The sequence below is a fragment of the Sphingobium sp. IP1 genome (genome assembly GCF_002708645.1).
GTDB classification, from domain to species: domain Bacteria; phylum Pseudomonadota; class Alphaproteobacteria; order Sphingomonadales; family Sphingomonadaceae; genus Sphingobium; species Sphingobium yanoikuyae.
This window is the reverse complement of record NZ_NOIW01000085.1, coordinates 1-23493: the sequence shown is the minus strand read 5'-3', so window position 1 is coordinate 23493 and position 23493 is coordinate 1. Positions and strand designations below refer to the sequence as shown.

The window sequence follows — 23493 nt, the reverse complement described above, 5'->3', positions numbered from 1 at the left end:
GATGCCACCACGTGAGTGGACCATGGCGAAGGCGCAATTTGCCGTGATCTTCGGCGAACGTTTCATCAGAGCCATGGCGGCCTGATGATCAACCGCCCGGCCGCACACGGAAATCCTGACAGTCCCCCAGCGAAGGCAGCTTCCGACGACCCGCCGCCCGGACCCACATCTCGACGTCCCACAGCATCATCAGCCGGTTGATCCGGCCAGAGCCCGTCTCCTGGAAACGCCGAAACTCTTCATCCACCGCCTCCACGTCAATGATCTTCTCGCTCGCCAGCCAGCCATCATGGAGATGCGCCTTCATTTCTCCTGATCGCTCCAGGAAGTTGTCGAGAATGATCCCATCAAAGCCCCCTTTCGACCGCCGACTGGAGATTTCATCCGGCAACAGGCCTGTTGCAATCCGCCGGACAGGTGCGCGGTTGCTCCCTCCTTCGAACCACTGCCAGGTTGGAATCTGCAGCGCAGCCTCGATCACGGGTCTGGACGCCAATGGAAATCGCAGAGCCTCGCGCCGGGGCGAGTGATAGGCATCGAAATGATTGTGGATGCCCAGCATCTGCTTGAGATGATCGCATTTCCCGCGCGGCGCCCACGCCACATCCATGCCGCTATGTTTCGCGCGGCGCGAGAGTGACCAGCGCAGGTCTCGGGACAAGAAGCTTGGGTCGCGTTTCCATGTAAGGCGCCTTGGTAAACCCAGGCGCCGCAATGCCCGCCACCCGACCTCGAAGATCGTCGTGTCATGCGCCATCGCCAGATCGCGCGCTACATTCGCGCTTTGCGTAAAGGTGCGCCAATTACCCAGACAATCCAGCAACGGTGCGCTCGACTGTAGATAGCAGAATGTCCCATCGCCGCCGCCACCGCTCAATATCCTGTCACAGCCCAACTCGCTCATGGCGTCACGCGCCAGTCTGTCGAACAATTGGGTAAAAAGCCGCGCACTGGGCCAGGCGAGATGGGCCGCTGCGGACTCATGCAGGCGTAGATCGAGGGCGTGTAACTCTTTGCCGCACCACGGCCGGCCTAGCGAAGCGCAAACCGCTCTTGCAAAACCGCCTTCATCCTCACCCCGGTGATGGCTGAAATAGGTCACCGCCGCAAAGTCGATGTCGAGTTCGGCCAAAAGCAGCGCGAGGAGAGAGGAATCCAGTCCACCCGATAATTCGAGCATGATCCGACGAGCGCCTGTGGCCTGCGCCTTGACGGCGCTCAGCAAGGCAGCCTTTAGCTGATAATCTATTTCGTCTCCGGGCATTGGCCGGGCATTCACCCCTTTAAGAGGTTGCCATATATAGCTGAATCCACCGCTAGCGCTGCAGGCCGCAGCACCAGGCGGCAACTCCTCAACCTGTCGCAATGCGGTCCGATCCTGGCGGAGATCGCGATAGGCCAGGGCCCGAATGATCCCATCCCTGCAAATATCGAAGGCAGTATCGGTTACCCTGCGCAACAGATCGACGCTCGAGGCCGCATAAAAGGCGTCTTTGGTCCGACAGATATAGCAAGGCTGCCCCGACGACGGATCCCGATATAACTCCACTGTTCGATCATCATGCCTGAGCGCGACAAATTGCCCCCAGACCCTTGCTGCCAACCGGGCAATGCCGTCGGTGACATTGCCAAGATCATCAAGCCGAGGGGGCTTTATCGGTTGCCCGGCCTCATCATAGGCATCGCCCAGAATATGCATCCTGCCGTCGGCTGAACGCACCGCCGCGCCCCTGACGAACAGTCGGACCGCACCTGCAAGTTTTACCTCGGCAAAGCCCTCCCTTGCCAAGACCTCCACCATGATCGGGGCTGCTTCAATTTCCGGATGCGCAGGCACGCGCAGAAGGAAATCCGTCATGGCCGGAACCGCATGATCGGCGTAAAACGGCGGACATAGTCCAGCTCGTCGTTGAGAAGATGGCCGTCTCGCTCCAGCCAACAATGCGCGGCAAATGGTGTGACCGTGACGCCGAACACAAGGTCCACGCTGGCGTCGCCAAGAAAGAGGTAGAGCACCGCACTATCGAGCAAGCAGGATCTTGGAAGTGGTATCGAGGGCCGGGACGCCATGAAGCGTCCCAAACGCTCCCTGAGCGTTCGGATATCGCATATCTCCATATGAGAAGCACGCTTCTCAATGGGACGCAGGACATGGCTCAGCGAGCCGGTGGCGATACGCAGACGCGTGATGGCAAGGCGCCAACATAGTAATAGCGTATCCAAACCGCGCGACCGCAGTCGGGGCCACTCGACGCGACTGGTCGCCGGCTCTGCACGGCAGCGCCTCAGCGGCCGACCTCCCGAAGGTTCAAGCGTCACATAGCCAAGTTTCAGCAGATCTTTTAGCGCTTCGCTTTCCGGAACGTGACTGCCGGCGTCTCCCGCTTCCAGCTGGAGCAGCGCGTCGGCCGATGCGCCACGAACGAAGAAATATCGAGCGGCGCGCAAGTCCAGCCCGACGATCCGTCCGTCGATCACGCAATAATGAAAATGGGGTGCAGCGTAGAGCATGTCCATGCAGATCGGTGCGACCAGGGCCGCACCGATCTTTATCCATCATTCGTCGGACATGCCGATCGCACGATAGCCTGCGCCATCCGACGGGTTCCCGACGAGGGCACCCTTGGTTTCGTAGGCAGCGTTGCCCAGATCGACGATGTCGTCGGAGCGGTCTTCGATACGTTCCATGTTCATCTCCATCATTGCGCCGCAGGCTTGCGGCATTGACGATGGTATGAGAGCCTGGACTTATAACCGAACTTATAAGCTCTCAAATTGAGAGCATATAAACTTGATCGTTGTGAAAAGTAGAATTCGGCTGTTCTTTAGATAGCCAAGAAATCAAGGCTCCGGGCCCTTCCCCCTATTTGCGTGCAAAATAATAGCCTCGCAAATGTCGCTGGCTCGCAACAGACGTTTACGATGATAGTGCCACATCGCCACCCTGGTCGCATTTCTGTTACCGGAACCGGCTAATTTCCAGAGCGATCCTAGCTCCTCAGCTTGCCGCGCAAACATGCCTTCCTGGAGTCGCAACACATGGAGTCGTTCCCCCAATACCTCAATCGCCATAAGATGCTCAGGGTTCGGCGAACATGACGCCAGAGCAGTGAAAAATTCTGCAGTCGCTGACGCTATGGCATCTGGCTCGCGACTTTCTCTGGACGAGAAATCTGGAGGCGGGCCAAGGCGATCCAGCTTGTCCATGACCTTGACCACCGCCCGCACCACATCTGCATGCCAGCTGTAGATATGATAGGCTTTGCGATTATCGAAAACTGGGACAGTAAAACCTCCGCCCGGCTGTAGCTCGACGATCCTTTCACCAACGAGGCGGTTCAATGCATCTCGGACCGGAGATATGCTCGTCCCGAACATTCGCGCAATTAGCTGGAGGCCGAGCACCGCGCCTGGCCCAAATTCGCCTTCGATAATGTTTAACTTCAGTTCGCGATGGATGCGATCTGCGGTCACGGATTCAGGCGACATCTCAGTCTCCTTAAAAGATGCGCGCCTAATCCTCGTGGCCCGGGCGGGATGAGCGGCGCAGGAAAGGCCTCAGGCTGAAGCCTGCGATGAACTCGATGCATCGTTCCTCAATTTCATTCATGTCGTCTTGCAGTAGCTGCCGTGGAAAGTGCATGTGATGCTCAAGAAACAGCATGGGTATGAGCAGATGCGCGGCGGATAATCCCAGCGCATGCGCACAGCGGAAATGATCATCAAAACGGGACTTCGGGTTGCCCGATTCAATTTCACGAAGCCAACGCACACCAATCCCGACGTTGGCGGCAAGGGCCTTCTGCGAAATGTGCTCGCGCCTGCGCCGTTCTTCGATGCGGCGACCTGAGATCGTCTTGACCTCGGCCAGTATCGACGCCCCCTCTTTAAAGGCGCCGCCTTGAGATGAGATCATCAGGGCCTCCCTGATCGCGTCTCAAAGCTCCCATGCACATTCCGACTCGGCCAAAGTCGTGTGAAATGTGCCGCAGGTCAAATTTTTTGACTCCCATTTTGAGAGTTGGACAGATTTATTCGCCCTCCTATTGCGTAATTTAGCAAGAACTCTTTAGCCCGGCGTCTATCACGGCACCGCTGGCAGAGATTGTCAGCGACCTAATGGGGTGGAGTAGAAATGAGGACAATGGACCCAGCTACATCGCGGGCGAACTCGCCGAGTACATCGAGGCCCAGCAGATGAGCCACGTGCGCGGAGCCCCGTTGCATCCGCAGACGCAAGGCAAGATCGAGCGCTGGCACCAGACCTTGAAGAACCGCATCCTGCTGGAAAACTACTTCCTGCCCGGCGACCTCGAGGCCCAGATCGAGGCGTTCGTGGAGCACTACAATCACCAGCGCTACCACGAGAGCCTGAACAACGTGACGCCAGCAGACGCCTACTTCGGCAGGGCTCCCGCCATCATCAAGCGCCGTGAAGCCATCAAGCGAAAGACCATCGAACATCGCCGCTTGCTTCACCGCAAGCTCGCCGCCTAACATCAAACCCCAGACGAGGCCCGCCCTCCGCTAATCCAGGCCCCGATCTGTGCCAAATGTCTCGACGACGGACAGCCTATCCGATTGCTCGGCGTCCGTCAGATCAGATCGATGCGCGTCTCGGCAACGGCCTCCCCCAACTCGCCGCTCCACGACAACCGCGTCGCTGGTATCTTCGAACCGAAATGCGGGGAGAACCATCCGCCATCGATGCGATCCTCTCCTCGGGACGACGTAAGCCTGCCCCCGGTCGGGAACGTCACACGTGCCAGGGTGTCATCGGAACGCCGAACGACCGCGACATTTCCTTCAATCTTCGCTTCGCAGTCCGGCGAAAGCTGGAGGACCAGTTCGACATTCCGTTTCGGTCCTCCGGTAAGCGCATCGTGCAGTATCAGCGATCCACCGTCCATGGTGTAGCGCCTGAAATGCTGGACGCCGAAACGCTTTTCGTAACCGTCGTGATAGGCTTCAAGCATGAAAGGTTCGGCCTGCACTCGTTCCAGGTGCGCGTTCGCCTTGTGAGACCAATTGAATGCGCCGGAGATCACGCTCTGCTCAGCGTTTTCGACGGAGACCGTATTGTGCGATCGCGTGTTGCGGAACCAGTCACGCCAGTGATGGCCCGAATGATAGAGATAAGTGCCAGGATCGACGAATAGCGGCTGACCGTCCAAAGTCATCGTGAACGCAAGCGCATCGGCATGACCATGCGCGGCGATCGCAAGATAGCCAAGCGGAGCATGATCGACCACGAGCGTCACCTCCCGGTCCTTCGATCTGCCCCGATGGACGGTGTATCCGCCGATGCCGAAGGTTCTCGTGCCGTTCGGTCTCGCTGCGGGTTTGACCTGGTCGGCCAGCGCATTGCGCAAGGTGAACTGATGGGGCGGGACGATGTCACTGCGACCGGCAAAGGCTGCGATCGCAGCCGCAACCGACGTGGCGTAGGTGGCCTCATGCTGACCAAGAGTAAACACCCGACCTTCGTCGTCGTCACCGATGGCAGGGACCGTCCCATCAGCTTCGGCGAGCCAGAAGATCCATTCGGCGAAGGAGGAGAGACGCTGGGTGACGACGTCCGGCATGGGCGCCCCCCTATGAGCGGCCACCAAGGCGCAGAGCAGAATGCATTCGCTCGTCAGCGCGCCATAGGTCGGAGATTGTTCCGCTGCGACACCGTCGGAGAGAATCTGCAGTTGCGCCTCGCGGATCAGTCCACGCTCCGCGTGGCTGCGCATGCGATCCGCTCCATCAAGGAACGGGCAGGCGGCTCCCAAAAGATAAAGGGCGGCATCTTCCGATACGAGGTGGTTGTTCGCCGACGAGAAGCGGGAGGGGTATCTCGCCAACCAGAATGCATGACCGCGAAGAATCTCTTCGACCCGCTCGAGCGTCTTGGGACTCAGTTGGTCACCGACGAAGGTCGTGACGACAAGAAGAGTAATGGCCCGCAGGCTGAGTTCGATGCCAGAGGACCAGCCTACACCCACGAATGGCGGGTTAGATGCATGCCAGCTTGAAATGGCTCGCTCGACGAAAGCCAGCGCTTCGGGGGCCTTCGTGTAGCGCGCGTGCAGAGCAACGGGCTGAAGAAACTGAAGGCGCGAAAACTCCCATGCATATTTCACGTCGCCCATCGTGGTCGAACCGCGATATTTGACGTCGAAGCAATAGACGTCGCTGGGCCAATGCCTCTTAGAGACCGGGTCGAGATGCCACAGACTGTCTTTGGCACCGTCTATCCTGAACTTCGGCCATTCGACACCCAGCGCCTGAAACCGGCCTGCAAGTATCTCTGCGGCAGACGCCGCAACGGCGTCGGATAGCATGGGCGCGGCTTTGTCCACCGCATCCGCAAGACCGGCGAGAGTGGGTGTCGAGCCTCCCCCACTTGCCTTGAAGCGGCTCCACCCGCCGGTCATCTTTCGGGCTTCCGACTTCCTTCTATGTTCCAGCACCCGATGCGCGAGCTCCGGCGCGCTCATGCTTCGAAGCCTGTTCCAATACCAGCGAAGATCCATAGCCCACCTTCTTCCAATTCTGACGTTTCAGAATGCATCCGGCTGGTCCGTGGCAGCCGTCCTGATCCCTACGATGTTATTTCAATCCGGAGATGATCCGGACGATGTCCTGAGCCGCCTTGTCCCAGCCGTATCGCTTTCCATTCATGGCACTTTCGGCCGAGAGCTTCATTCTCAGTTCTCGCTCGGCGCGGACGTCCCGTATGGCCTTCGCAAGATCGGCCGGGCTCTTCGGGTCGAAATACATCGTCGCTCCGCCGCCCACCTCCCTGAGGATCGGAATGTCCGAAAGAATGGTCGGAACGCCGAACCCATTTGCTTCGACGACAGGCAGGCAAAAGCCCTCTGCGGTGGACGTGACTACCAGTGCTCCTGCGCGACGATATTCGGAAGCAAGCGTCGCCTGATCAACCACACCCAGAGGCTTCAGAGATTGGAGCGGGCCGTTCCGGACCAACCAGCGGCCGACCTCACCGGATCGGTCTCTACCGATCCACCGCACCTCGACATCCTCCCCCGCCCCCTCCAGGAGACGAAGAGCTTCGAGGAGACAGGCGACGTTCTTGTTGCCTTCGACGTTCGCGACGAAGAGGAGGCCGCGCCGATCCGCATCGTAGGATGGCTCAGCCTCGAACTGCGATCCTTCGCCAACGACGTGCAACTTCGGCCTGACGGACGGAGCCCATGCGACGAGATCTCGGGCGGTTGTTTCGGAAACCGAAATTACGGCCTGGCTCGCGCGAAGAACCGCCCGCGCATATATCTCGAAAAACTGACGTTGATGCCAGGAATACCGGCCTGGAATGAGGCGATACAGATCATGAAAGACGGTCATCTGGGGAACCGGACATACGAAGTTCGCCATCGGATTCGTCGACAGCAGGACGGCGCCGGACCTGCTCCTCAGCAATCTGTTGGAGGCAGTAGTATAGCTAACGGGCGTCAGCATGCCCGACCTGCCGGTTGCGACATGCACGACTTCGGCGCGTTTCAGTCCCATCTGGGCCACGCCGGAATCGGACCAGGTAGTGATCAGCCTTATCGGTCCCTCATGAACACCCTCCAGCGCCTTCAGCAGCGAGAAGGTGTAGGAGGAAATCCCCGTGATCTTGTCCTGGTCGTTGACCAGCAGCGCGACATTCAATTCGCGATTGGTGAAACTGTTCGACACGTAGCGTCTCCAAACACGGAATTCCTAAAGGTGACAGCGAACGTGTCGTCGGCCTTCGAGCGGTAGATGCCGTGCTTCCAGTAATATCCGGTCGTTCCGGCAATCCCGATCTGTCCGTGGTAATCTACCACGACCTCGTCATCGATCTTCACCTTCAGGACCCCATCGCTACCATCGCCAACATCCATCCTGACGGTGATATCAACCTTATAGAAGCGACCACGCTCGAACGTTTCATTACTCTCCCATTTAACGACGTCTCGAAATGACCGGAAGCTGTTGCCGGGGTTCGCGGTTGCTCGAACGAAAAGCCTGTCGCCGGCCTCCAATCCAAAAAGCAAAGGCACGGTGTAGGTCTTCTGCCCATCGAAATCGACTTGGTGGACCTGTGCGATGATAGTCCACGGGGAGGTAGTGGGTTCGCCTTTATCAACAGAAAATTCAAAGTGGGCGGGCATCACGGCGCCCGGTGGGACCGGATAATCCGCGATTTCGCTACGCTCCCTGGTCGTCCGGCCGCCGTCATGGGCAACGTCCAAAGGCCATTGATCGCCCGGCTTCACCTCAAAGACCTCACCCCTTCGCGACAGCGAACGGCTGTAGCGCCTGCCAGCGCTGTGTTCATGTATCTGCGCCGGGCCACAGGTTGTCGAGACGGTCTGGAGCAGAGCGACGGCAGGCCAGATCAATTCACTACGCTCCTTCGATGAAACGCGCGGCATCGGCGACGCTCTATAACATGCGCGACAGCTTCGGAAGCCCTGCACACCTCCGATGTGTCCATCTTGTCTGCTACCTTCGTATTTCCATGAGCGCGATCGAGCTCAATTAGTCGTAAGGAATATCAGGCGACACAAAGATCGTGCCAGCGCATCATTTCGCGTCGATCCTCAGTGCCCGGCTGTATGCCGAAATGAGAGGATCGATCTGATAGGTCCAACTCAGCTCGGATTCGACCCGATGCCGACCGAACGCCCCCATTCTGGCTCTGCGGTCAGGATCTTCAAGCAGCTCCACGATTCTTTCGGCCATATCGACGGGATCATTCGCCTTGGCGTATAGGGACGCCTCCATAGCGGAAAAGCGACCTTCGGTTACGTCGAACTGCACCATCGGCTTTCCAAGGGCCATATATTCCATGATCTTGTTCATCGTCGACTTGTCGTTCATCGGATTGACCCGATCGGGGTTCACGCCGACATCCATCGTCGACAGGACCTCGAACAGGTCCTGATCCGGCGCGCGACCAGTGAAGGTGATGTAGTCGCCGAGCCCCTCGCGCTCGACCATCGTCTTCAGAGATGCCAGGCTCGGACCACCTCCAACCAAACAGAACTGGATGTCTTCACGACCAAGATCCCGAACGATATGCTTGGCAGCATCCACAAGCAGATCTATGCCCTCCTGATCGCCCATCACGCCGACGTATCCGACGAGATACCGCCGACCATTCTTCCAACGTTCGACCGGATCAACCTTCTTCAACCGGCTCAGATCGGGCCCGGATCGGACGACGAACACCCTATCCGGATCCATCCCTCCGCGTTCGATAGCGATCTTGCGATAGCTCTGGTTCGTCGCCATCGACACGGTCGCGGTCTTGAATGTCAGCTTTTCGACGAGAACCATCAGGCGCCACAGAAGCCCACGCTTCCCGAACTTGGCCTCGAAGAGCTCGGGATTGATGTCGTGATGGTCGAAGATGAAAGGAATGCCGAACAATCGAAACGGCAGCGCCACGAGGAACATCAGATCCGGGGGATTGCATCCCTGAATGACATCGATGCCTCGCGTAAAGAAGATGCGCCAGGCAAGAACCGTCTCCCAGAAGAGAGCGGCACCATATTCCAGAAGATAACCAAGCGCGCCGCTGGCATCGAGAGGCAGAGGATGGCGATGGATATGCACCCCATCAATCAGTTCGTAGCGCTTCTCGTAACCTTTGCCGGTCGGACAGATGACGGAAACCTCCGCTCCCGCCGCCCTGAGCGTGCGAGCCTCCTGCCATACCCGACGATCGAACGGCAGAGGCAGGTTCTCGACGATGATCAGGATCCGCTTTCCATCAAGCGGTTGGCCAGGAATGAATGTGGGAAATTCGTGGCTTACGTCTGCGGCGCGATGCACGTTCATGGTATGGCGCTCACGTCCACGACCTTGGCATCGCCAAGAGACAGCGTCTTCACCAGACGATTGGTCGATATGATCAGATCATACGTCTCAGACTCGGCAGTCGCCTTGTCGACCAGCAGAGTGTCGATCGAAGGCAGATGAGCATATGCATAACCGAGGTTCTGCCCGACCAACTTCTCAGGCCGCAGCGCCGGGTCATAGACCGAAACCTTGTATCCGCTGTCCAACAGCTTGCGTGCCAGATCCACCGCGGGACTTTCTCGCAGATCGTCCGTATCTGCCTTGAACGCCAGGCCCACCAGAAGAACCCGAGCACCGGCCGAAAGATCTCTGGTCACCTTGGTGAACTGATGGTGCTTATGCGCCTCATTGGACCGGATGAGGGAATCGATCAGGTGGGTGTTGGCTCCCGTATCGCTGGCGATATGCTGAAGCGCCCGAACGTCCTTGGGGAGGCACGATCCTCCGAACGCCCCGCCTGGCCTTGTGTAATAGGCCGAAATATTCAACTTGGTGTCGGAGACGAATATCTCGTGCACCTGACGAGCCGATATGTCGAGCTGCTGGCAGACACGTCCGACCTCATTCGCGAATGCGACTTTGACGGCATGCCAGGTGTTGTCCACGAACTTCGTGAATTCCGCCTCCCGAATGCCCACATGAAAGACTGGAGCGTCGATTCCCTCATGCAGTTGGTCCATCGCTTCCGATGGTTTGCCGGATTGGGTTCCGATCACGATTTTCGGGGGGTTGAAATAATCTTCGACCGCTGTTGCTTCACGTAGGAATTCAGGATTGTAGACGAGTTCTACAACGTCAGCTGCGGCATCCTTCAGGCTAGCCCTGAAGATAGGCGCGATGATCTGATCTATCGAACCCGGGCGCATGGTCGAACGGAACGCGACGGTGAGCGGCTTAGCGCGATCGGGCTTGACCGCCTCCGCGATCTGACGGCTCACCTGCGCGATGTAGCTCATGTTGTGGGCGCCGTCCGGGCCGCTTGGCGTTCCGACGCACACGATGGCAACATCGGCTTCATTAAGATGGCTGTCGACAAGCCGAGAAGCCTCAAGGCGGCCCTCGGACAAAGCATCACTGAGCATTTCGTCGACACCCGGTTCGCTGATAGGCGAACGTCCAGCCGCAATCGCCTCCACCTTCTCCGGGCTCGGATCAATGCCGACGACATGGTGGCCGGACTTCGCAATACAGGCGGCAGCCGTGCAGCCGACATAGCCCAGCCCAAATATCACAACCTTCATCAATTGCCCCCTGTCAGATCAGCTGACGTAAAACATACGGAATGCCACGCTACGAAATGGCGAACCCAGCTTATCATCGCACATGCGAAACGCTTCGCCGTCGCAGCATTATCTTTGATTCTCGCTCCGCCTCATATCTTATAGGCGTCACCTGTACAACGCAGCCATTCCTCCATATCGGCAAAATATAGGTTAAAATTTGCAAAGCGTTGGTCCCGAAACGGGATACATGGGCAAATCGGTTTAATTGCCTTCTTTTCCGTTGCCGACTCTTTTGCTACGTGCCGCAAGATCATTCGCTGGGTGCGAAGGTTTCAGGGGGTTTCTATGGAATCGGGGGGCAGTTGCAGACGCTCGGACTGGAAAGCGTTCTGCCGCGCAGAATTTGGGTTTTGGAGACAGGTTGAACGCAGGACTTGTGGTGCTGTTGATGATGCCGGTCTTTGCGCTTTTTGTAGTTTGGCGAATTGCATTGGGAAGTCAGATGTCTCCAGACTGACGGAATACATCTACAAGATGAAGAAACGTTCATGATTGTATTACAGCTCAGCGTAATCGAAATTCGAATCCAAAATTTCGTATGACGCGAACAAAATTTGACGTCCGAATAGATCAGGCAGTTTTTATCTAGTTGATGATTGGACTGCGAACTGCATTCCTTCTTTCATGCCGAACGTCTCGTAATGGTTCGGAAATTTGGTTGTGCTTTGCCATTGCATGTCATTCACGACTTATCGTTATCAACGGTTTCGGTTCTGTCCTGCAGGATGATTTTCGTCCAGCTTAGGCCGTGATGCAGGCCTTCCTCGGGGCAGTTCACTATGTGGAGATATTGATGTGCTAGGGAGTATCGCCGCTCGTGGTCGATCAGCCACTTCGATTACCGGCGCCCGCGGACCTACGCTGCTTGCTGTGATTACAGGAGCGCTGCTAGTTCCCGTGGTCCTGCGCATCGTCATCAGTCAAAATCTCCTGAATCAATATGTCGGCTATACGACTGGCACAGGCTTCATAGGCGGCCGTTTTCATCCGGCGACCTACATGTTGATCCTCGTTTTGACTCTGTATCTCTGCTCCCTGGCCATGGCAGGGCTGCGCATCAGGGACAGAGGGCGTCGCCACCTCATCGCGCTGGTGCCCGCGGTTTTCGCCGTCGTCCTCGCGCTGAACAATGGTGGGCAGAACGCGGCAGCCGTCGTAGTCGATCTCATCATCGCCCCCGTTCTCATGGCATTCCTGCTTACGCAACTCGACGAAGACCGGAGGTCCTTCTTCTACCGCGTCATCGTCGGCTTAGTGGCCTTCAACCTCGTTCTGGTGGCTTTCGAGAAGGCGACGAGCATACCCATCTTCCCGCGGGATCGCTCCCTCACCGAAATGTATTTCAGACCGCAGGGCTACCTTGAACACCCGCTGATGGCTGGCGTGGCCGTATTTTGTTCGATGTGGGCGGTTCTGCGGCTGGGTCGTCGACCGTCAACCGATCTGGCGTTGAGCGGGATCCTGCTGCTGCAGCTGATGCTATTGGGTGTCCGCATGCCGCTCGTAGTCGGGACGGTGATATTCATTCTTCAAATTCTCAAACTTGGCCGTAAGACTGAGGTCGGCAAGGTCGCAGCCGGCTTCTTCCTGATTGTCATTCCGCCTGCACTTTTTGCCATTGCCGTCACGCTGGGCTGGCTGGACCGATTTTTCGCGCTCGGTCTCTATGACGAAAGCAGCGCCGGCAGTCGATTGGTCGCATTCGACCTTCTAGGCGCTCTGAACGGAAGGGCGTTGTGGACCGGTTTGCCGAATGATCAGGTCACGGCATTGATGGAGCGATACGGCGTCATCGCTATTGAGAACAGCTTTGTCTCATATACCTTGCTGGCCGGACTTGGCGTCGCCATACTCGTCCATCTTGCAATCGTGATCTCGATCATGCCGGCACTTCTAAAGGATGTGCTGTTCGTGGGGATCACGGCTGCGATCTTCGGGGGGACGATCGTTTTCTCTGTCAAAACTTCAGCATTCATGATCTTCCTGCTTCTATGCACCATTGTCGTAGAGCGTTGGGAAAGTGAACGTCGACAAAGGATAGCACGTAACGCTGCTCGAAGGACGGCCCCATCAGTCGTTCCGGATATGGCCGTATCGGCCCTGCCGCAAGCTGTCGCATAACGGAGTTGCTGAGTTGCCGCATGAAGGATCATCTCGCATTCAGGCAATGATGCGCCTGGTGCTGCTGTCCCAGAAGCTCCATGCCGGGCCACTCGCGCCCCTCGCGCGCTTCATAGACGGATTGGTGAGGTTGGGCTTCTCCGCGTCCATCCCTGGTCGGGCTAAAATTGCGCCGGATGTCTTCTTTCATCATAGCGGTATCGGGGTCGTCATAAACAACCACAGTGTGATCGAAAGCGGTTGCGAGATAGGTGTCGGTGTAGTGCTCGGTGGGCGTGCGCCCATCGTAGGAGCCCCACATCTTGAACCCAATGTGATCGTTCACGCTGGAGCCAAGATCATTGGACCCATCCGTGTAGGCCGGGGATCGGTGATCGCCGCAAACGCGGTGGTCCTTGAAGACGTCCCTGCGGGAAGCCTAGTGGCGGGGGTGCCCGGCGTGATCAAGCGCACCGGGTTGGATACGGAGGGTTACAGGACCACTTCCGGCAATCGGGAACCGTCAGTATGAACGTTATCATCGCAACACCGCTAGGCCGAGGTGGCAAAGGCGGCATCGACCGCATCATGGACGAGGTCGCCGACGAGTTGACGCGGAACCCGGTGCCGGGTCTGACGCATTCCTTCATCGTGACGCGTGGTCAGCGCAGTGCAGTCTTCTCCGCCGTTCAGCTTCCGATGGCAATCGCCGCGCTCGCCTTGCGTCGAGTGACAGGCCGCGCGAACGTGCTTCACATAAATCTCTCCAGCCATGGAAGCACAAGCCGGAAGATCATCCTCGCAGCCGCGAGCCGCATATTAGGCATTCCATACGTGATCCACCTTCACGGATCCCGAATGCGACAATATTGGCTGGGTGCCTCGGCCAAGAAGCGCACACAGATTGCCAAGATGTTCGGCGAAGCCTCTCGGGTTCTCGTCCTGGGTGAGGTCTGGCGCGAATTCGTCACCGAACATGCGCCAGCCTCCGCCGACCACGTGACCATTCTGCCCAACGCCACGCGGAAGGCCAAGCTGAGCCATGTGCCTTCGCAACAGGTCCGCATCCTCTTCCTCGGTCGGGTCGGCGAACGAAAGGGCGTTCCTCAGCTCATAGAGGCGTTGGCCCAACTGCCGCGTGATGGAAGCTGGAAAGCCACGATAGCAGGTGATGGCGATCTCTCCGACGCTCGGGCGCAGATTGCTGAAGCCGGGCTGACCGAACTGGTCTCGCTGCCAGGCTGGGTTGGTCCTGCTGAGGTCGAACAGCATCTCGCGAATGCCGACATACTGACGCTTCCGTCCTTTGATGAGAACCTGCCGATGTCGGTAATAGAAGGCATGGCCGCTGGACTGGCTGTCGTGGCCACCCCCGTTGGAGCGACTGAGGAGATCGTGCGCAATGACGAGACGGGACTTCTGGTTCCTCCCGGCGACTCCAGTGCGCTAGCCAAGGCCCTGCAATCTCTCGTGATGGACGAGGCAAGGCGGAAGCGGCTTGGTGCGGCCGCCCGCGCGTATCACGCCGAACACCTAGAGATCGAACCTTATGCAAGGCGACTTGCGGAAATCTGGCGCGCGGCAGCGCGCTGACAGCCCAATCCTTTCAATTCATGACTTGTCCGGCCTTTACATGATGGACCGACATCATCAGGAGGCAGAACAAGCGGTGGGTTGAACCCCTCGCATGTCCTCGCGTGCATGGAGAAATACGCCTGTGAGTTCGCTAAAATCGACGGCGATATACCTCCCCGGCATCCTGTTGCCACGGGTCGCCGCGCTGGGTCTGATCATCCTCATGACGCATCTTCTGCCCAAGGCGGAATATGGGTTGCTGACCCTCGTCATCACCGTCGGCGAGCTTGTCGATACATCACTCACGACCTGGGTGAGGCTTGCGCTTCTCCGGCTCGGAGCCGGAGGTCAGGCATCCCGTGGGCTGGCCAATGTCGTTCTTAGTTTGGTGGCCTTGATGACGGCATTGGGCGCAGGGGTGAGCCTCATCATATCCCTTGTCCTGGTCCCCGACCGGCCCTTGCAGTTCTGGATCGCAGTTCTGGCCTATGTCGTCTCCATCACTTCGCTCCGCGTCGGACTCGCTCTGCTACAGTTGAACGACCGCAACCTGACCTACAGCGTGCTTGAGATGTGCCGTGCGGTGCTGTCGTTCGCAGCAGCGATGACGGCGGCGGTCGTCATAAACGACAACTTTCTGGCTCCATCACTTGCTGCGGCGATGTCGACCTTCGTCGTGGCGATGATAGCGCTCCACAAAGGCTACAAGGGTCTGCATCGCACCGAACAGAAATTCAGCTTTCGAGACATCGTGGTTTTCGCAGGCCCACTCCTGTTCCTCTCCGCTCTTGCCATCTTTGCCAATGCAATGGACCGACTGATCCTCCAGTATATGGCGGGGGCCGCAGCGGTCGGTGCCTATGCTGCCGTCTACGCTATCGCCCGTCAGCCGATCGACGTTCTTGCAAACTCCTTGAACGCGGGTGGCTATCCTGCACTCGTCCGGCGATATGAGACCGGGGGCCAACGCGAGGCAGCCGCCTTGCTTTCGCATCAACTCGGCTTTCTGTCGAAGCTCCTGCTCCCACCCGCTTGCGTGATGCTGGTGATGCAGCAGGACTTGGCCCACACCCTGCTCCCTCGCGAATATGCGGAGCAGTCAGGTCCACTTTTTGCGATAATTCTAGCCGGTGCGCTCGCCTTCAATTTCAGGACGGTGATCTTCGACAACATCTTCCATCTCGAACGGCGATACAGAATCCAGCTGCAATACTTCGTTTTCGTTCTTGCCGCGGGGACTGTTCTGGCAGCCATCGCCATTCCACGGTTTGGCGTGATCGGCGCTGCCCTCGTTTTCGTCACTTGGACGACCCTCGCCTTGATGTTGAGCTGGTTCTACGGTCGCAGCCTCATTCCAGTCAAGCTGCCGAACGAGGATATCGGATATGCCCTTCTACTCTCGGGGGCCTGTTCGGCTACTGTGAGCGTCGTGCTCTGGCTGATGCATGGGCAGCCGCACGCGATGAGACTAATTGCTGGCGGGCTTGTTGCAACTCTCACCTATCTGCTCCTTCTGGCCGTGATACACCGTGAGGTTGCGAAAGAATTCATCCGGCAACGGGACGGCGCAACGCGAGCCGCTTAGGCGTCACCGCTTGATTGTCCAACTAGAGCTTCATCCTTCGAACTCTATGGATACACAGTGGCAATCCGGAGATAGTTCTCGACGCGCCAGCCAGTTCATGCTCGAAATGTGGGCGCGTCGGCATTGATGGCACTCAGTCACTTTGAGGGATGGCCATCGCTCAGCTTCCGTTCCCACGCCAAGGCGTCAGCCACGATCTGCGACAGCTCATCATAGGCGGGCCGCCAGGGGAGTGCCGCCAGAATCGCGCTGTTGTCCGAAATGAGCGACGCAGGGTCTCCAGCCCTTCGCTTCTCCAACCGACGTTCCACCTTGATGTTCGTCACGCGATCGACAGCGTCGAGCACTTCAAGAACGGAGAAACCACGTCCGTATCCGCAGTTGAGCACGAGATTGCTTCTCGGTTGTGCGATCAGCGCCTCAAGCGCCAGAACATGTGCGGCTGCCAGATCCGACACATGAATGTAGTCGCGCACTCCGGTTCCATCGGGGGTATCGAAATCGGTGCCGAATATGCCGACGTGATCACGTTTCCCAAGCGCGGCTTCGACCGCGACCTTGATAAGATGGGTCGCCCCCGCCGTGGACTGTCCGCTGCGACCTAGTGGATCAGCCCCCGCAACGTTAAAATACCGCAGTGCGCAGAAGTTCAGCGGGTGCGCGATCGAGACATCACGCAGCATGTGCTCCGTCATCAGCTTGGACATTCCGTAGGGGTTGATCGGAAGCTGGGGCGTAGCTTCGTCGATCGGACTCCTATCAGGAACGCCATAGGTTGCTGCCGTGGACGAAAAGATGAAGTGCGGGACTCCGACCCGCACCGCGCTCTCGATCAGATCGCGCGTCTTCGCACTGTTGTTGCCGTAATATTTGAGAGGATCCGATACCGATTCCGGCACCACCACCGAACCTGCGAAATGCATGATAGCGCGAACGTGATGCTCACGAAGCGTCTGCTCAACCAGGTTCTGATCAGCGATGTCCCCCTGAACCAGCGCTACATCTTCCGGCACGGCCCATGCAAAGCCCGTTGTCAGGTTGTCGATCACCACGACCCGATAACCCGCATCTTTCAACGCAAGAACCGCATGGCTGCCGATATATCCGGCACCGCCCGTCACCAGGATTGATGAATCATCGATTTTCATGATTGGTCATTCTCTATTTCACGGGGACGCAGGCTTTCTGGATCGGCCTACGCTTATTCATCCATGGCTGATCATAAGACCGAGTCATATCCGTGCGTAACGATCCTCATAACGCAAAATGTCGTCTTCGCCGAGATAGGCTCCGGTCTGAACCTCGATGAAGACGACCGGAATGCGCCCAGGGTTCTCGACGCGATGCTTCGAACCTGCCGGGACATACAGCGACTGGTTTTCCGTCAGCAGAGACTCCGTATCATCCACTATCACCCGGGCGGTGCCCTCAACCACGATCCAATGTTCCGATCGGTGGAAATGACTCTGAAGGCTGAGGGTCTGTCCCGGCTGAACCGTGATCCTCTTAACCTGGAATCTGTCGCCAGCGATCAGGTTCTCCACCCAGCCCCAAGGCCTGTGATCCTTCGGGAAACTCTCCGCCTGCGCCGCCCCTTTTCTCCTGAGCGTATCGACCGCGAGCTTCACATCCTGCGCGCGCGACTTGTCGGCGATCAGAACGGCATCGTTCATAGCGATGGCGATGACGCCACTCAATCCGATCCCGACAAGTTCCAACCCGTCGCTATCAGAGCGCAACAACGTATCTTGGCAATCGATCGCCGTCGCCTGCCCGCTCGTAGCCACCCCCGATGCATCTGGGCCGGTGTGGTTCCATACCGCGTCCCAACCTCCGAGATCCGACCATCCTGAACCATATGGCACGACCGAAAGGTTGCTGGCTCGTTCCATGACGGCATAGTCGATGGAAATATCAGGAGCCGCATCCCACGGCACGGGCGCAAGGCGCACAAAACCGAGATCCATCTCCGCCTGAGCGACAGCAGGACGAACTGCCGCCAGCACATCGGGGGCATGGTTCTCGAAGGCCGTGATCAGATCCCGCGCCGCAAAAAGAAATATGCCCGCGTTCCAAAAGTGGTCGCCGCTGGCTAGCATTTCCGCTGCACGGTCCGCGTCGGGCTTTTCCACGAAACGTGCCAGCTTTATGGGGCTTCCCGAACCATCCGGCTCCGTGATTACCTTGAGATAGCCATACCCCGTTTCCGGTCTCGTCGGCAGGATGCCGAATGTGACCAGGTCACCGGCTTCCGCTGCAGCAAGACCGCGCTCGACCGCAGCGTGAAAATCAGGAACGTCCGACAGCACCTGATCCGATGGCGCGACGAGCATGAAGGCGTCAGGATCATCTTCCGCAAGAAGCAGCGCTGCCGCCAGTATGGCGGGCGCGGTGTTGCGGGCTGATGGCTCAATAATGATCGCTCCGGCTTCAGCAGTCTCCTGCGCAAGCTGTTCTGCGACTATGAAACGAAAGCTAGCATTCGTCAGCACGACAGGACGACTGAACGCCACTCGACCAGTCTTGCCAGACAAACGTCGAACGGCGGAGCGAAACAACGTCTCTTCACCAAGTAAAGGCACGAACTGCTTGGGATATGATTTTCTGGACAATGGCCAGAGGCGGGTTCCGGAACCGCCAGCAAGAATGACCGGGGTAATTTGGCGCAACTGTGTGTCAGCTTCCGACATGATTCTCGCTTTGCAGAAAGACAACTATCCAGTTATCTAGCCATATAGATACGTTGAATCCATGTGGATTTGTGCAGTGCGGCAAAAATCGGAGCTGTTCTCGGCATCCGGACTGACATCACGCGCGATGTCAGGCTTCCCACTTGATCGGAGTAATATCGTTGGTCCCAGTTCTCATCGCTGACCTGATGACGCAATCCGGCGTGGCTTTCGGCACCAGCGGGGCGCGGGGGCTGGTCACCGCGATGACGGACCGGGTGTGCTTTGCCTATAGCTGCGCCTTCCTCCAGCATTTGGCTAGTATCGGCCAGTTCAAGGCGGGGCAGCATGTCGCAATCGCGGGCGACCTGCGCCCTTCGACACCGCGCATCATGGCGGCGTGCGCAGCGGCGATCGAGCATATGGGCGGTGTGGTCGACAATTGCGGTTTCGTGCCGTCGCCGGCGGTAGCGGGCTATGGCGTTGCGCAGCGCATTCCTTCGCTGATGGTGACGGGCAGCCATATCCCTGACGATCGCAACGGCATCAAGTTCAACCGGACCGATGGCGAGGTATTGAAGGCCGACGAGCAGGGCATCCGCAGCCAGAGTGTGAACCTGCCCGACCTGTTCGATGGGGAGGGGATGCTCAAGGCAGCGCACCCGGTCGGCCCGCTGATCGACGTCGCAACGCCTTATATTGCCCGCTATGTCGATGCGTTCGGGAGCCAGGCGCTTTCGGGCCTGAAGCTGGGCGTTTACGAACATTCGGCTGTCGGGCGCGATATCCTTGTCGCGCTGGTCGAGGCGCTGGGGGGCGAGGCTGTCTCGCTCGGCCGTTCGGACAGGTTCATTCCCGTCGATACCGAAGCCGTCCGCCCCGAGGACCAGAAGCTGGCGCGCGAATGGGCCGCTGAGCATAAGCTGGACGCGATCCTGTCCAACGATGGCGACAGCGACCGGCCGCTACTGGCTGACGAGGCGGGTGTCTGGATGCGCGGCGACGTGCTCGGTATCCTTTGTGCACGGGCGCTGGGCATCAAGGCGGTGGCGACGCCGGTGAGCTGCAACAGCGCAGTCGAGCTATCGGGTCTGTTCGACCCGGTGCGCCGCACCCGGATCGGGTCGCCATTCGTGATCGAGGCGATGAACGCGCTGGTTGCAGAAGGGCAGGAAAGCGTCTGCGGTTATGAGGCCAATGGCGGCTTCCTGCTGGCGACCCCGGTCATGGTGGAAGGACGCACGCTGGGCGCGCTGCCGACGCGCGACGCAGTGCTGCCGATGCTGGCGACGCTGGTCGATGCGCGGCGACAGGGGGTGACGCTCTCCGCGCTTCAGGCGCAATTGCCCGAACGCTATACGTTCAGCGAGCGGTTGCAGGACTATCCGACGACGCAGAGCCAAGCGACTATGGCCGCTGCTGGTCCATGTTCGGCTCTTCGGGGGCCCCTACCATCAGCAAGCGGGCGCCTGTCTCGATTTGCTGGGCTTTTAAAAGAGGGCCATCTATTCGGGCCTACCTGAGAGAATGATGCGCGCAGAACGGAGATAATGGGCAAGTTCGGCATCGTTCGCCATGAGGCGGTCGGCGAGATCCTTCATGTCGGCCGCATCGGAAGCAGGACGAAACGGCTCGTCAGGCTGCTGTTCAATCACAGCGATGCTCAGACACAGCGCCTTCTTTACCAGGTGAAGGTCGCGATCGGTGATCTGTGCCATTGCCACTCCTCTCAACGAGTCCGCCCTTCCTTATGCGCCGGAACGATCGCTGGCGCTACCGACGAGGGCCGATGAACAAAATCCCGGCTCAAGCGGGCGTCTAAGGATCCTGGGTTGCGAATGCCGTGCCTATGCTGCGATAGGCTCGGGCAATTTCACTATCTTCGCTGGCGGACATGAGCGCAATTGCGGTTGTAAAGAGCCGCGCTGCTGTCAAGGCAGGCCCGCCAGAGAGTGAAATCTCCGCCCGCTCGAGCATCCTCGCAGCGGCATGGGCGAGATCGGACGAGGCGCCGACAAAATGTTCGATCCGTCCCGATAGACGGTTCACTCGCGGGGCTGAAAGCTCATCGGATAGTTCCGGACAGTCCAGCGCTTCCATCAGCATGACGGCGACGGTCAGCGTGGCGCCATAGGGAATGAAACGCTTGGCGATGCGTGCCAGCCGGAAATGGGATTCGAGGAACGCGTCGGTGCCCTCGTCCGATAGATGCAGCCGGTAGGTCCGCGATTTGGCGGTCGCCATCGATAGCCTCCCTTGATTCGCAAAATCCGCATCTCTCCTGACGACCAAATTCGGTTTTGAAGCTGCTCCGCGCGCAAAAAGCGGCACTGAAATGCCGATTTCGGCACTTCAGTGCCGCTTTCGGCACCTCAGTGCCCTCTCTATTGCGACGTACCCCGCTTGCGATCATCGCTTGGGGCACCCGATCGGAGGCCGAGAACCCGCTCGAAGAGAGCGAGCCGCCCCGGCCCAGAAAGGACCGCAAGGCCAGGCCGCTCATGCCTGGAAACAGGGAGAATTATCCAATGTCGGCATCACGCCTGGCCATCGTGGCCGGATTGCTCACGCTCGCGCTCCCTCCGGGCAACGCGCTGGCGGCCCGGAAGGGACGCCCCATCGAGCCTCCGCAAGCTCCGCTGAAGCTGGAGATTGCCCAGATTGGCGCTGATTTCTTCATTGGTCGGCCACGCACCATGAAGCCTGCCGAAGTGACCGTCGATGTCGGAAGCACGGTGAAGATCGATCAGCGACTCCTCTTGGGAGAAAGCCACACAAACGCCGGAGCCGGCCAATGACCCGACATCTCAAGCGATCGTCTGTGATTGCAGCGGCTCTGATGCTTGGCAGCGCAGCACCAGCATTCAGCCAGACGCCAGTCGAACCGGACCTGTCTGAGCTCGTACGATCCGCAGAAGCCCAATTGCACCAGAGCTTTGCCAATCTTCAGTTCGAGGATTTTGCGCCATCTCCCGTCCATGGCCCGCTTTTCCAGGCCAGCGCCGGCGGCCGCATCCTCTATTACGCGCCGGAAAGCGATCATCTCCTCTTCGCGACCATCTACGACAAGAATGGCGTCAATCTGACGGCCCTGTCCCAGGACGCCGCGGCCCGAGCCAGGTTCAAGGATCTTGATCAAAGCCAAGCGCTCCTGATCGGTCCGCAGGGCGCACCACTGGTCATCGAGTTCACCGATCCGGACTGTCCCTATTGCCGCGCGCTCGATCGCTTCTGGGCGGCCAAGGCAGCCGAAGGCAGACCCGTGCGCCGCCAAATCTACTTTGTGTCCGGTATCCATCCCGAAGCTGCGTCGAAAGCCGAGCATATTTTGTGCGCAAAGGACCGCGAAGCCGCGTTCCGCGCGACCTATGCCGGTGAACCGCCAAAGCCTCTCATACGCTGCCCCTATGGCGCGGCCCAGGTTCAGGCCCATGCGCGGTCGGTCAAATCCATGGGGATTTCGGGCACCCCGACGCTCATCCTCGACGGGCAGGTCATATCGGGCTTCAGCCAAGCCGAGATCGAAGCCTGGCTCGCCAGACAGCGGCCGCCAGCCCAGCCACCGCCCTGACCCTAATTCTGGCGGGCCTCAAGGCTGCATGGCAGCCCAAGGCGTCAAGATGCCGACGACGGCGCCCGATCTTCGAGGAGCCACCCAGCCTGTCGTCGGCCGACAGCGAACACCCAGTCGGTGCCGGCAGGCATGTCTTGGGGCGGCTCCTCTTGTCCGGAGACTTACACATGATCAAGCTTGCAAATATGCTGCGCCTGCGCCGTCCGTCTTTTGGCAAGGCCGATGTCGTGGGAACGTTCGTGGCCGCCCTCGCCCTCGCATCGGCCGCCCACGCCTTCCAGGCGCCGACAGCAGGCGACCTTGGCTACGACATTTACGATATCGTCGTGAACCAGGGCGTGAAGGGGCCGCTGGGCTTTGTGGGCGGCGTCGCCGCCTTCCTGTTCGGCGTCTCGCGGCTCTTCTCGAACATCATGATCGGCATTCCCACGATCGTGGCCGCCGTCTGCCTCATCCGGGCGGACTCCATCCTCCAGACCTTCGGCATGATCGTCTGAAGAACCGACCAAAAGACCAGCGCGGGGACCTATCGCCCCCGCGCCGGACGGAGAGCGAACCGCGCTCTTCGTAACCCTCACATCTGCTCAGATGTGGGTGAAGCAAGGGAGAAGGGCGTGGACGAGAGACTTCCACAATTTCTGCACAAGCCGGTCCAGATCCTCTGGTTCGACGCGCAGGAGTTCATCCTCGTGGTCTCCACCATCTTCGTCGCCGTCATCGTCGGCGGGCTGGTGGGCTGGTCGCTCCTCGGCGTCCTTCTCCTTTTCATACCCTGGAAGCGGACGAAGCCCCGCGGCTTCATTCCGCATCTGGCCTGGCGCTGGGGGCTGCTGCGCCTTCCCCACTATCCCGGGCCCACCC

Annotated in this window: 24 protein-coding genes and 1 pseudogene; 10 read left to right on the top strand and 15 right to left on the bottom strand. The window is 58.8% G+C overall.

Annotation, left to right across the window (positions count from 1 at the left end; translation table 11 throughout):
- Positions 1-88: 88 nt before the first annotated feature.
- From CG471_RS22320 to CG471_RS22305, 5 genes are all read right to left on the bottom strand, one after another.
- A complete protein-coding gene (locus CG471_RS22320; protein WP_099233806.1) occupies positions 89-1858 on the bottom strand; it encodes an asparagine synthase-related protein in 1770 nt (589 codons plus the stop codon).
- Positions 1855-2517, bottom strand: a complete 663-nt coding sequence (locus tag CG471_RS22315; RefSeq protein ID WP_099233805.1) for a lasso peptide biosynthesis B2 protein — start codon at positions 2515-2517, stop codon at positions 1855-1857. Before CG471_RS22315 ends, CG471_RS22320 begins: the two co-directional genes overlap by 4 nt.
- A 39-nt stretch (positions 2518-2556) precedes the next feature.
- Positions 2557-2688, bottom strand: coding sequence for a benenodin family lasso peptide (locus CG471_RS30305; protein WP_170828649.1), 132 nt, complete (start codon positions 2686-2688; stop codon positions 2557-2559).
- Positions 2689-2841: 153 nt separating this feature from the next.
- Positions 2842-3489, bottom strand: coding sequence for a GntR family transcriptional regulator (locus CG471_RS22310; protein WP_099233804.1), 648 nt, complete (start codon positions 3487-3489; stop codon positions 2842-2844).
- A 25-nt stretch (positions 3490-3514) separates the two neighbouring features.
- On the bottom strand, positions 3515-3916 hold the full coding sequence (locus CG471_RS22305; protein WP_069336227.1) for a helix-turn-helix domain-containing protein: 402 nt from the start codon (positions 3914-3916) through the stop codon (positions 3515-3517).
- Between the two features lie 224 nt (positions 3917-4140).
- Between CG471_RS22305 and CG471_RS22300 the strand changes: the two are divergent.
- Positions 4141-4497, top strand: a pseudogene (locus CG471_RS22300) (integrase core domain-containing protein); the annotation flags it as partial.
- A gap of 98 nt (positions 4498-4595) precedes the next feature.
- Here CG471_RS22300 and CG471_RS22295 read toward each other — a convergent pair.
- The 5 genes from CG471_RS22295 to CG471_RS22275 all read right to left on the bottom strand — a co-directional run bounded on the left by CG471_RS22295 (position 4596) and on the right by CG471_RS22275 (position 11087).
- Positions 4596-6485 (bottom strand): alginate lyase family protein, encoded by a 1890-nt coding sequence (locus CG471_RS22295; protein ID WP_218964275.1) that lies wholly within the window; start codon positions 6483-6485, stop codon positions 4596-4598.
- Positions 6486-6597: 112 nt separating this feature from the next.
- Positions 6598-7692 carry a glycosyltransferase family 1 protein gene (locus CG471_RS22290; RefSeq protein WP_143560259.1) on the bottom strand — a complete coding sequence of 365 codons (1095 nt, stop codon included), beginning with the start codon at positions 7690-7692 and terminating at the stop codon, positions 6598-6600.
- A complete protein-coding gene (locus tag CG471_RS22285; protein WP_180275770.1) occupies positions 7662-8381 on the bottom strand; it encodes a heparin lyase I family protein in 720 nt (239 codons plus the stop codon). Before CG471_RS22285 ends, CG471_RS22290 begins: the two co-directional genes overlap by 31 nt.
- Before the next feature lie 184 nt (positions 8382-8565).
- Positions 8566-9825 carry a glycosyltransferase family 4 protein gene (locus CG471_RS22280; protein ID WP_099233800.1) on the bottom strand — a complete coding sequence of 420 codons (1260 nt, stop codon included), beginning with the start codon at positions 9823-9825 and terminating at the stop codon, positions 8566-8568.
- Complete coding sequence (locus tag CG471_RS22275; protein ID WP_099233799.1) at positions 9822-11087, bottom strand: nucleotide sugar dehydrogenase; 1266 nt, start codon at positions 11085-11087, stop codon at positions 9822-9824. Before CG471_RS22275 ends, CG471_RS22280 begins: the two co-directional genes overlap by 4 nt.
- A 939-nt stretch (positions 11088-12026) precedes the next feature.
- On the opposite strand from CG471_RS22275, the gene CG471_RS22270 reads away from it, so the two are divergent.
- Positions 12027-13250: a hypothetical protein gene (locus CG471_RS22270; RefSeq protein WP_099233798.1), complete on the top strand. Its 1224-nt coding sequence runs from the start codon at positions 12027-12029 to the stop codon at positions 13248-13250.
- A 28-nt stretch (positions 13251-13278) separates the two neighbouring features.
- Here CG471_RS22270 and CG471_RS31465 read toward each other — a convergent pair whose 3' ends face one another.
- Positions 13279-13575, bottom strand: a complete 297-nt coding sequence (locus CG471_RS31465) for a hypothetical protein (protein WP_257211650.1) — start codon at positions 13573-13575, stop codon at positions 13279-13281.
- Here CG471_RS31465 and CG471_RS31845 point away from each other — a divergent pair.
- From CG471_RS31845 to CG471_RS22255, 3 genes are all read left to right on the top strand, one after another.
- Positions 13477-13761 carry a hypothetical protein gene (locus tag CG471_RS31845; RefSeq protein ID WP_373562068.1) on the top strand — a complete coding sequence of 95 codons (285 nt, stop codon included), beginning with the start codon at positions 13477-13479 and terminating at the stop codon, positions 13759-13761. The genes CG471_RS31465 and CG471_RS31845 overlap by 99 nt on opposite strands.
- Entirely contained in the window at positions 13758-14822 is a 1065-nt protein-coding gene (locus tag CG471_RS22260; protein ID WP_099233796.1) for a glycosyltransferase family 4 protein, read from the top strand. Before CG471_RS31845 ends, CG471_RS22260 begins: the two co-directional genes overlap by 4 nt.
- A gap of 124 nt (positions 14823-14946) precedes the next feature.
- Entirely contained in the window at positions 14947-16389 is a 1443-nt protein-coding gene (locus CG471_RS22255; RefSeq protein WP_180275769.1) for a lipopolysaccharide biosynthesis protein, read from the top strand.
- A gap of 137 nt (positions 16390-16526) precedes the next feature.
- Here CG471_RS22255 and galE read toward each other — a convergent pair whose 3' ends face one another.
- Entirely contained in the window at positions 16527-17537 is a 1011-nt protein-coding gene (gene galE / locus CG471_RS22250; RefSeq protein ID WP_099233794.1) for a UDP-glucose 4-epimerase GalE, read from the bottom strand.
- An 84-nt stretch (positions 17538-17621) separates the two neighbouring features.
- Positions 17622-19079 (bottom strand): mannose-1-phosphate guanylyltransferase/mannose-6-phosphate isomerase, encoded by a 1458-nt coding sequence (locus CG471_RS22245; protein WP_099233793.1) that lies wholly within the window; start codon positions 19077-19079, stop codon positions 17622-17624.
- 188 nt (positions 19080-19267) lie between these two features.
- Here CG471_RS22245 and CG471_RS22240 point away from each other — a divergent pair, with 188 nt between their 5' ends.
- Complete coding sequence (locus CG471_RS22240) at positions 19268-20581, top strand: phosphomannomutase (RefSeq protein ID WP_099233792.1); 1314 nt, start codon at positions 19268-19270, stop codon at positions 20579-20581.
- On the opposite strand, the gene CG471_RS22235 is transcribed toward CG471_RS22240, so the two are convergent.
- Both CG471_RS22235 and CG471_RS22230 read right to left on the bottom strand, forming a co-directional pair.
- Positions 20564-20776, bottom strand: coding sequence for a hypothetical protein (locus tag CG471_RS22235; protein WP_099233791.1), 213 nt, complete (start codon positions 20774-20776; stop codon positions 20564-20566). The genes CG471_RS22240 and CG471_RS22235 overlap by 18 nt on opposite strands.
- Before the next feature lie 100 nt (positions 20777-20876).
- Positions 20877-21302, bottom strand: a complete 426-nt coding sequence (locus CG471_RS22230) for a hypothetical protein (RefSeq protein ID WP_099233790.1) — start codon at positions 21300-21302, stop codon at positions 20877-20879.
- A 284-nt stretch (positions 21303-21586) separates the two neighbouring features.
- On the opposite strand from CG471_RS22230, the gene CG471_RS30760 reads away from it, so the two are divergent.
- From CG471_RS30760 to CG471_RS22210, 4 genes are all read left to right on the top strand, one after another.
- Positions 21587-21856 carry a hypothetical protein gene (locus tag CG471_RS30760; RefSeq protein WP_099233789.1) on the top strand — a complete coding sequence of 90 codons (270 nt, stop codon included), beginning with the start codon at positions 21587-21589 and terminating at the stop codon, positions 21854-21856.
- Positions 21853-22629 (top strand): DsbC family protein, encoded by a 777-nt coding sequence (locus tag CG471_RS22220; protein WP_099233788.1) that lies wholly within the window; start codon positions 21853-21855, stop codon positions 22627-22629. Before CG471_RS30760 ends, CG471_RS22220 begins: the two co-directional genes overlap by 4 nt.
- Before the next feature lie 170 nt (positions 22630-22799).
- Positions 22800-23129 (top strand): hypothetical protein, encoded by a 330-nt coding sequence (locus tag CG471_RS22215; RefSeq protein ID WP_306552778.1) that lies wholly within the window; start codon positions 22800-22802, stop codon positions 23127-23129.
- A gap of 117 nt (positions 23130-23246) precedes the next feature.
- The coding region (locus tag CG471_RS22210; RefSeq protein WP_099233787.1) for a type IV conjugative transfer system protein TraL at positions 23247-23493 on the top strand (247 nt) is incomplete at its 3' end.